Origin of the sequence: Streptomyces sp. WAC05292 (assembly GCF_003949955.1) — a bacterium.
Taxonomy (GTDB): domain Bacteria; phylum Actinomycetota; class Actinomycetes; order Streptomycetales; family Streptomycetaceae; genus Streptomyces; species Streptomyces globosus.
This window is the reverse complement of the sequence record NZ_RPSE01000346.1, coordinates 1-6915: the sequence shown is the minus strand read 5'-3', so window position 1 is coordinate 6915 and position 6915 is coordinate 1. Positions and strand designations below refer to the sequence as shown.

Below are 6915 nucleotides of genomic sequence, written 5' to 3'. Positions count from 1 at the left end.
GCTACCGGAGCAGCCCCGCAGGTCTTTTTCAAAGGAACCTCATCCACCGAAGTGGACGGGGTATCAACTTCTGGCGTTGATTTTTGGCACGCTGTTGAGTTCTCAAGGAACGGACGCTTCCTTCGTACTCACCGCAGTAATTGCTTACTGGGGCTTTCCTCCGGGCTTTCGTTCTTCGTTTCCAACCTTACCAGACCGTTTTCCGTTCCGTTTCGGGTCCGGTTTTTCGATCCGAGGCCGTTGGGGGCCTTTGCCTTTCGGCGTTCCACCACTTTAGCGCTCGCTCCCCGCAACTCATAATCGAGCCGTCGGAAATCGAATACGGACATGCCGAATGCGACCCCGCCAGGGGTGAAGTGCTCGGTGGTGTTTTGGGCCGCCTCCCAGGGGCTGTCATCGACAGCTGCCTGTTCCTACGGCTCGGGCTACGTTAGACGCCCGTGGGGGTCGAGTCAAGTCGAGCGTCGGCGCGGTGTGTGGGCCCGGTACGGGCTGACCGTGGGGTCGCCGTCGATCCAGTAACGGTACGGGTGGGCCGCGCCTGCTCCTCCCACCCCCGTGCGGGGACCGTTCCCCACCTGGTCCGATGCGAGGGACGCGCCCGTCAGCAGGGACAGCGGGGAGTCGGGGCCGGCGCACAGGTCCGCGCCGTCCAGGGAGCGGTCCACCGCGAGGGCCGTCGCCAGACGGGCCGGACCCTTGGCGAGTTCCTTGTCGTTTTTGGCTGAGAGTCGACGTTTGCGGGCGAGCTCGGCGCCCACCGTGATCTCTCCCGCCCTCACCAGGACACCGCTCGCATGGTCCTTCGGACCGCACACCAGGTTCAGGCTGAACCACATGCCGTAGATGAAGTAGACGTACGCGTGTCCGGGCGGTCCGAACATCGAGGCGTTTCGCGCGGTGCGGCCGCGGTAGGCGTGGGAGCCGGGGTCGGACTCGCCCTCGTAGGCCTCCACCTCCGTGATGCGGAGCTCGATCGGGCCCTCCTCGGTGCGGCGGACCAGGATCCGGCCGAGGAGGTCCGGGGCCACGGTGAGGACCGGCCGGTCGAAGAAGGACCGGGGCAGGGGCGTACGGTCGGTGCGCGCGCTCATCCGGTCGAGCGTACTGGAACACGCGCCCCTGCAACCGGCGCCTAGGGTTCCGCGTTGGTAGGGGTTAGTCCACACGTATTTCAAGGGGAGTCGGAGCAGATCATGGGGTTCAAGAAGCTGTTCGCCGCGCTGGGTGCCGGCGGTGCGTCCGTCGACACGGTCATCACCGAGCCGAACGTCGTGCCCGGCGGGATCGTGCAGGGCGAGGTCCGCATCCAGGGCGGTTCCGTGGAGCAGCAGATCGAGGGCCTGTCGGTCGGGCTGCAGGCGAAGGTCGAGGTCGAGGGCGGCGAGCAGGAGTACAAGCAGGACATCGTCTTCACCAAGCAGCGCCTCGGCGGTGCCTTCAAGGTGCAGGCCGGCGCCCAGCACGTCGTGCCGTTCGGCCTGGAGATCCCGTGGGAGACGCCGATCACGCACTTCGAGGGCCACCACCTGCACGGGATGAACATCGGCGTCAGCACGGAGCTGGAGATCGCGCGCGCCGTGGACGCGGGCGACCTCGACCCGATCAACGTGCACCCGCTGCCCGCGCAGCAGGCCGTCCTGGACGGGTTCCGCCGGCTGGGCTTCACGTTCCGCAGCGCGGACATGGAGCGCGGGCACATCCGCGGGACGCGGCAGACGCTGCCCTTCTACCAGGAGATCGAGTTCCTGCCGCCGGCCCAGTACCGCGGCCTGAACCAGGTCGAGCTGACCTTCATCGCCGACGGCTCCGAGATGGACGTCGTCCTGGAGATGGACAAGAAGGCCGGCCTGTTCTCGGAGGGCAGCGACACCTACCGCTGCTTCCGGGTGGGGCTGCAGTCGTACCAGCAGACCGACTGGGCCGCGTACCTCAACGAGTGGATCGCGTCGGTCGGTTCGCAGCGCAACTGGTTCTAGGCTCGGAGCCGGTGCCGGTGCGGTCCGGCACCGGTCCGCGATCAGGAGGTTCAGCAGTGGCCGAGCAGAACAGGGCTCCCCTCCCCCACGCCTTCCACCCGGAAGTCGCCTCGTTCACGGTGGTGAGCGACGATCTCAGGCATGGCGGGGAGCTGGCCGGCGGCCAGGTCCTGGAGGGCGGGAACGTCTCCCCCCACCTGCGGTGGGAGGGGTTCCCCGAGGGGACGAAGAGCTTCGCCGTGACGTGCTTCGACCCGGACGCGCCGACGGGCAGCGGGTTCTGGCACTGGGTCCTCTTCGACCTGCCCGCCACCGTGACGGAGCTTCCGGCCGGGGCCGGCAGCGGGAAGTTCGAGGGGCTGCCGGCGGGCGCCGTGCACGTCCGCAACGACTACGGGACGCGGGACTTCGGCGGGGCGGCGCCGCCGGCCGGCGAGCGCCACCGGTACGTGTTCACCGTGTACGCGGTGGACCGGGAGAAGCTCGGTCCCGGTCCGGACGCCTCGCCCGCCGCGGTCGGGTTCAACCTCCGGTTCCACACGCTGGGGCGGGCCCACCTGATCGGTGAGTACGAGGCGCCGGCCGGCTGATCGTTCGTCTTCTGTTCGCCCGGTCCTGGTCTGAAGCAGACCGGGACCGGGCATTTTTAATGCGTTGTCCCGCGTGGCGCGCGCAGCCAGAGTGGTTGCGGGCCCTGCAGCCAGGGTGGACGCGGGCCTGCGCACGGGAGGTGGGCGAGATGCGGGACACGCTGGTGCTGAATGCGAGCTTCGAGCCGCTGTCGACGGTGACCCTGAACCGGGCCGTCGTGCTGGTTCTCCAGGACAAGGCAGTGGTCGAGCAGTCGCATCCGGAACTGCGTGTGCGCGCGGCCGCCGTGGACCTGCCCATGCCCCGGGTGATCAGGTTGTGCCGGTACGTGCGGGTGCCGTTCCGAAGACACGCGCCGTGGTCCCGGCGGGGGGTGCTGGTGCGGGACCAGCACCGGTGCGCGTACTGCGGGAAGCGTGCCACGACCGTGGACCACGTGGTACCGCGGGCGCAGGGCGGCCGGGACACCTGGCTGAACACGGTGGCCTCGTGCGCCGAGGACAACCACCGCAAGGCGGCCCGGACGCCGGACGAGGCGGGGATGCCGCTGCTGCGCGAGCCGTTCGTGCCGTCCCCGGCGGACGCGATGCTGCTGGCCCTGGGGGTCGGCGGCCGGGAGGCGCTGCCGGAGTGGCTGGGCAGCACGGCGTAGGCAAGGGGTGGAGGCCCGTCCCCCGAGGGGGGCGGGCCTCCGGTGTGTCCGGGGTGCGGTGCGGTCAGCGCAGCAGCATCTGGACGATCGCGACGGTGCCGACGGCGACGATGACGCCGCGGAGCACGGTCGGCGGGAGCCTGCGGCCGACCTTGGCGCCGATCTGGCCGCCGAGCGTGGAGCCCGCGGCGATCAGGAGGACGGCCGTCCAGTCGAACTCGGCGACGAAGAGGAAGAGGACCGTGGCGATGCCGTTGACGATGGCGGCGATGACGTTCTTGACCGCGTTGGTGCGCTGGAGGTCCTCGCGGAGCAGGAGCCCCATCAGGCCGAGGTAGAGGACGCCTTGGGCGGCGCCGAAGTAGCCGCCGTAGGCGCTGGCGAGCAGCATGCCCCCCGCGAGGGCGGGCCCGCCGTCGGGGTGGGCCCCGTCCGTGCCGGCGGCTTCCCGGCGCCTGCGGAGGGCTGCTGCGAGCCGGGGCTGGAGGACCACGAGGACGAGGGCGAGCCCGATGAGCACGGGCACGATGGTGTCGAAGGACTCCGACGGCAGGGTGAGGAGCAGGACGGCTCCGGCGAGGCCGCCGACGGCGGAGACGGCGCCGAGGCGCAGGACGCGGGCACCCTGCCCGCGGAGCTCCCGGCGGTAGCCGAAGGCTCCGCTGAGGGAGCCGGGCACCAGGCCGAGGGTGTTGGAGACGTTCGCGGTGACGGGCGGGAGGCCCGTGGCGAGCAGCACCGGGAAGGTGATGAGGGTGCCGGAGCCGACGATCGTGTTGATGGTGCCTGCGCCGATGCCGGCGCCGAAGACCGCGAGTGCTTCCCAGGCGGACATGGTCATGGACATGGACCGGGCCATCTCCTTTGCATAGGTGGACGCCTCCCCGCCATCGAGGTCGAGGGGCCTCCCTGATCATGCAGGAGGAGACGGCCCGGTGGGCGCGCGGGTCAGTCGATGGGGGGCTGCTCGCGGCGTTCGGTGCCGTTGGCTCCGTTGCCGCCCGCGCCGTTGCCGTTCGCGGCGTGGCTGCCGTTGCCGCCGGTGCTGCCGTTGGTCGCGCCGGACTTGGCGGAGTTCAGGGGGTTGAAGCCGGAGCCGCCACCGCCCATGGGGCCGAAGTTGCCCATGGCTCCGGAGAGGCCCTTGAGGGCGTCGCCGATCTCGCTGGGGACGATCCAGAGCTTGTTGGCGTCGCCTTCGGCGAGCTTCGGGAGCATCTGGAGGTACTGGTAGGCGAGGAGCTTCTGGTCGGCGTCGCCGGCGTGGATGGACTCGAAGACGGTGCGGATGGCCTGGGCCTCGCCCTCGGCGCGCAGTGCGGCGGCCTTGGCCTCGCCCTCGGCGCGGAGGATGGAGGACTGCTTCTCGCCCTCGGCGCGCAGGATCTCGGACTGGCGGACGCCTTCGGCCTGGAGGATCGCGGCGCGCTTGTCGCGGTCGGCGCGCATCTGCTTCTCCATCGAGTCCTGGATGGAGGTGGGCGGCTCGATGGCCTTGAGCTCGACGCGGTTGACGCGGATGCCCCACTTGCCGGTGGCCTCGTCGAGGACGCCGCGGAGGGCCGCGTTGATCTCCTCGCGGGAGGTGAGCGTCCGCTCCAGGTCCATGCCGCCGATGATGTTGCGCAGGGTGGTGACGGTGAGCTGCTCGATGGCCTGGATGTAGCTGGCGACCTCGTAGGTCGCGGCGCGGGCGTCGGTCACCTGGTAGTAGATGACGGTGTCGATGTTGACGACGAGGTTGTCCTGCGTGATGACCGGCTGGGGCGGGAACGGCACGACCTGCTCGCGGAGGTCGATGCGGTTGCGGATGGAGTCGATGAAGGGGACGACGATGTTGAGGCCCGCGTTGAGGGTGCGGGTGTAGCGGCCGAACCGCTCGACGATGGCTGCGCTAGCCTGCGGGATCACCTGGATCGTCTTGACCAGGGCGATGAAGACCAGAACCACCAGGATGATCAGGACGATGATGATCGGTTGCATGCGGTTCCCCGTGCCCTTCCGGCTGTCTGTGCTGCCCCGTTGATGCGTTCGGAGTCTCGCAGACCCCGGGGCCGCGGGTCGGCTGCTTGGCTCAAGTGCTCACATGACGACGGCGGTTGCGCCGTCGATGTCGACCACGTCCACCTGGCTGCCGGGTTCGTAGGCGGCGTCGGCGTCGAGGGCGCGGGCGGACCAGATCTCGCCCGCGAGCTTGACGCGGCCTCCGCTGCCGTCGACGCGTTCGACGACGACGGCCGTTCTGCCCTTCAACGCGTCGATTCCGCTGCGGTGTTGGGGGCGCTGGTCGCGGCTGCGGTTCGCGATCGAGCGGACGACGGCGGTGAGCGCGACCGACACGACGACGAAGACGAGGACTTGGGCGACGATGCCGCCGCCGAGCGCCGCGGTGGCGGAGGCGGCGAGCGCCCCGACCGCGAACATGCCGAATTCCGGCATCGCGGTCAGGACGAGCGGGATGCCCAGTCCGACCGCGCCGATGAGCCACCACACCCATGCGTCGATGTCCACGGGTTCATGGTAGGTCGGGGGGCGCGGTCGGGACAGGGTGCGGGTCAGCGCAGGGGCAGGCCCTGGGCGGTCCAGCGGTCGTGCTCGGTGCGCTCGACGACGAGCGGGAGGCCGAAGCAGAGGGAGAGGTTGCGGGAGGTGAGTTCGAGGTCGATGGGGCCGGCGGTGACGACCTTGCCCTGACGGATCATCAGGACGTGGGTGAAGCCCGGGGCGATTTCCTCGACGTGGTGGGTGACCATGGCCATGGAGGGCGCGAGCGGGTCGCGGGCCAGGCGGCCGAGGCGGCGTACGAGGTCCTCGCGGCCGCCGAGGTCGAGGCCGGCGGCGGGCTCGTCGAGCAGGAGGAGCTCGGGGTCGGTCATCAGGGCGCGGGCGATGAGGGTGCGCTTGCGCTCGCCCTCGGAGAGGGTGCCGAACTTCCGGTCGAGGAAATCGGTCATGCCGAGGCGGTCGAGGAAGGCGCGGGCGCGCTGCTCGTCGACCTCCTCGTACTCCTCCTGCCAGGTCGCGGTCATGCCGTACGCGGCGGTGAGGACGGTCTGGAGGACGGTCTGGCGCTTGGGGAGCTTGTCGGCCATCGCGATGCCGGCGATGCCGATGCGGGGGCGCAGCTCGAAGACGTCGACCTTGCCGAGGGTGCTGCCGAGGATGGTGGCGGTGCCCTTGGTGGGGAAGAGGTAGCTGGAGGCGATGTTGAGCAGGGTGGTCTTACCGGCGCCGTTGGGGCCGAGGATGACCCAGCGCTCCCCTTCCTTCACCGACCAGGAGACCTGGTCCACCAGAGCCCGGCCCTCGCGGACCACGGATACGTCCTGAAGCTCCAGTACATCGCTCATGAGCGCGTTGTCTCCCCTTGAGGTCTCGGTTCGTCTGTGCGTCGGTGTGCGCAGCCCCAGGGGAAAACCTACGCCACTCGGGGCGGGGTCCGGGCGCCAGCCCGGCTGCCGGGGCGGTTCCGGGCCGGTCCGTAGAGTGGGGGGATGCTTTTCGAACCACGTTCAGGGCGGCTGGCCGCCTGGGGGAACGCGCTGCTGGCCGGTCTGGTCTCGCCCGACGAGGCCGCGTCGTCGATCGTGGCCGGGGACGCGGTGCACCGGGTGGCGGGGCTGCCGGGTGAGCCGGGTCCGGTGGGGCTGACGCTGGCGCTGGGGCGGATGCGGGCCCTGGGGGTGACGGGGC

The 6915-nt window shown here is 70.2% G+C and carries 9 protein-coding genes and 1 pseudogene; 5 read left to right on the top strand and 5 right to left on the bottom strand.

All coding sequences use genetic code 11. From position 1 onward, the window contains the following. Positions 1-277 (top strand): hypothetical protein (locus tag EF903_RS34810; protein ID WP_221888774.1); only part of this gene is annotated, 277 nt, incomplete at its 5' end. A 175-nt stretch (positions 278-452) separates the two neighbouring features. Here EF903_RS34810 and EF903_RS26195 read toward each other — a convergent pair. Next, positions 453-1094, bottom strand: coding sequence for a DNA-3-methyladenine glycosylase (locus tag EF903_RS26195; protein WP_125547188.1), 642 nt, complete (start codon positions 1092-1094; stop codon positions 453-455). Positions 1095-1196: 102 nt separating this feature from the next. Here EF903_RS26195 and EF903_RS26190 point away from each other — a divergent pair, with 102 nt between their 5' ends. The 3 genes from EF903_RS26190 (at position 1197) to EF903_RS26180 (ending at position 3222) form a co-directional block, all read left to right on the top strand. After that, on the top strand, positions 1197-1979 hold the full coding sequence (locus EF903_RS26190; protein ID WP_125547186.1) for a sporulation protein: 783 nt from the start codon (positions 1197-1199) through the stop codon (positions 1977-1979). Positions 1980-2035: 56 nt separating this feature from the next. Further along, the gene (locus tag EF903_RS26185) at positions 2036-2569 is read left to right on the top strand and encodes a YbhB/YbcL family Raf kinase inhibitor-like protein (protein WP_125547184.1); all 534 of its coding nucleotides are present in this window, start codon (positions 2036-2038) and stop codon (positions 2567-2569) included. A 149-nt stretch (positions 2570-2718) separates the two neighbouring features. Further along, positions 2719-3222 (top strand): HNH endonuclease, encoded by a 504-nt coding sequence (locus tag EF903_RS26180; protein WP_125547182.1) that lies wholly within the window; start codon positions 2719-2721, stop codon positions 3220-3222. Between the two features lie 64 nt (positions 3223-3286). Here the strand turns inward: EF903_RS26180 and EF903_RS26175 are convergent, their stop codons facing one another. From EF903_RS26175 to EF903_RS26160, 4 genes are all read right to left on the bottom strand, one after another. Then, positions 3287-4057 carry a sulfite exporter TauE/SafE family protein gene (locus tag EF903_RS26175; protein ID WP_125547190.1) on the bottom strand — a complete coding sequence of 257 codons (771 nt, stop codon included), beginning with the start codon at positions 4055-4057 and terminating at the stop codon, positions 3287-3289. A gap of 113 nt (positions 4058-4170) precedes the next feature. After that, positions 4171-5205 carry an SPFH domain-containing protein gene (locus EF903_RS26170; protein ID WP_125547180.1) on the bottom strand — a complete coding sequence of 345 codons (1035 nt, stop codon included), beginning with the start codon at positions 5203-5205 and terminating at the stop codon, positions 4171-4173. Between the two features lie 99 nt (positions 5206-5304). Continuing rightward, positions 5305-5733: an NfeD family protein gene (locus tag EF903_RS26165; protein ID WP_125547178.1), complete on the bottom strand. Its 429-nt coding sequence runs from the start codon at positions 5731-5733 to the stop codon at positions 5305-5307. Positions 5734-5777: 44 nt separating this feature from the next. Beyond that, on the bottom strand, positions 5778-6572 hold the full coding sequence (locus EF903_RS26160; protein ID WP_125547176.1) for an ABC transporter ATP-binding protein: 795 nt from the start codon (positions 6570-6572) through the stop codon (positions 5778-5780). Between the two features lie 144 nt (positions 6573-6716). Between EF903_RS26160 and EF903_RS26155 the strand changes: the two are divergent. Then, positions 6717-6915: pseudogene (locus tag EF903_RS26155) on the top strand (hypothetical protein); the annotation flags it as partial.

What these genes read in the sequence shown, in the direction of transcription:
- EF903_RS26180 (WP_125547182.1), top strand. Translation starts at nt 2,719, where the DNA reads ATGCGGGACACGCTGGTGCTGAATGCGAGCTTCGAGCCGCTGTCGACG.
- EF903_RS26190 (WP_125547186.1), top strand. Translation starts at nt 1,197, where the DNA reads ATGGGGTTCAAGAAGCTGTTCGCCGCGCTGGGTGCCGGCGGTGCGTCC.
- EF903_RS26175 (WP_125547190.1), bottom strand. Translation starts at nt 4,057, where the DNA reads ATGTCCGCCTGGGAAGCACTCGCGGTCTTCGGCGCCGGCATCGGCGCA.
- EF903_RS26170 (WP_125547180.1), bottom strand. Translation starts at nt 5,205, where the DNA reads ATGCAACCGATCATCATCGTCCTGATCATCCTGGTGGTTCTGGTCTTC.
- EF903_RS26195 (WP_125547188.1), bottom strand. Translation starts at nt 1,094, where the DNA reads ATGAGCGCGCGCACCGACCGTACGCCCCTGCCCCGGTCCTTCTTCGAC.
- EF903_RS26160 (WP_125547176.1), bottom strand. Translation starts at nt 6,572, where the DNA reads ATGAGCGATGTACTGGAGCTTCAGGACGTATCCGTGGTCCGCGAGGGC.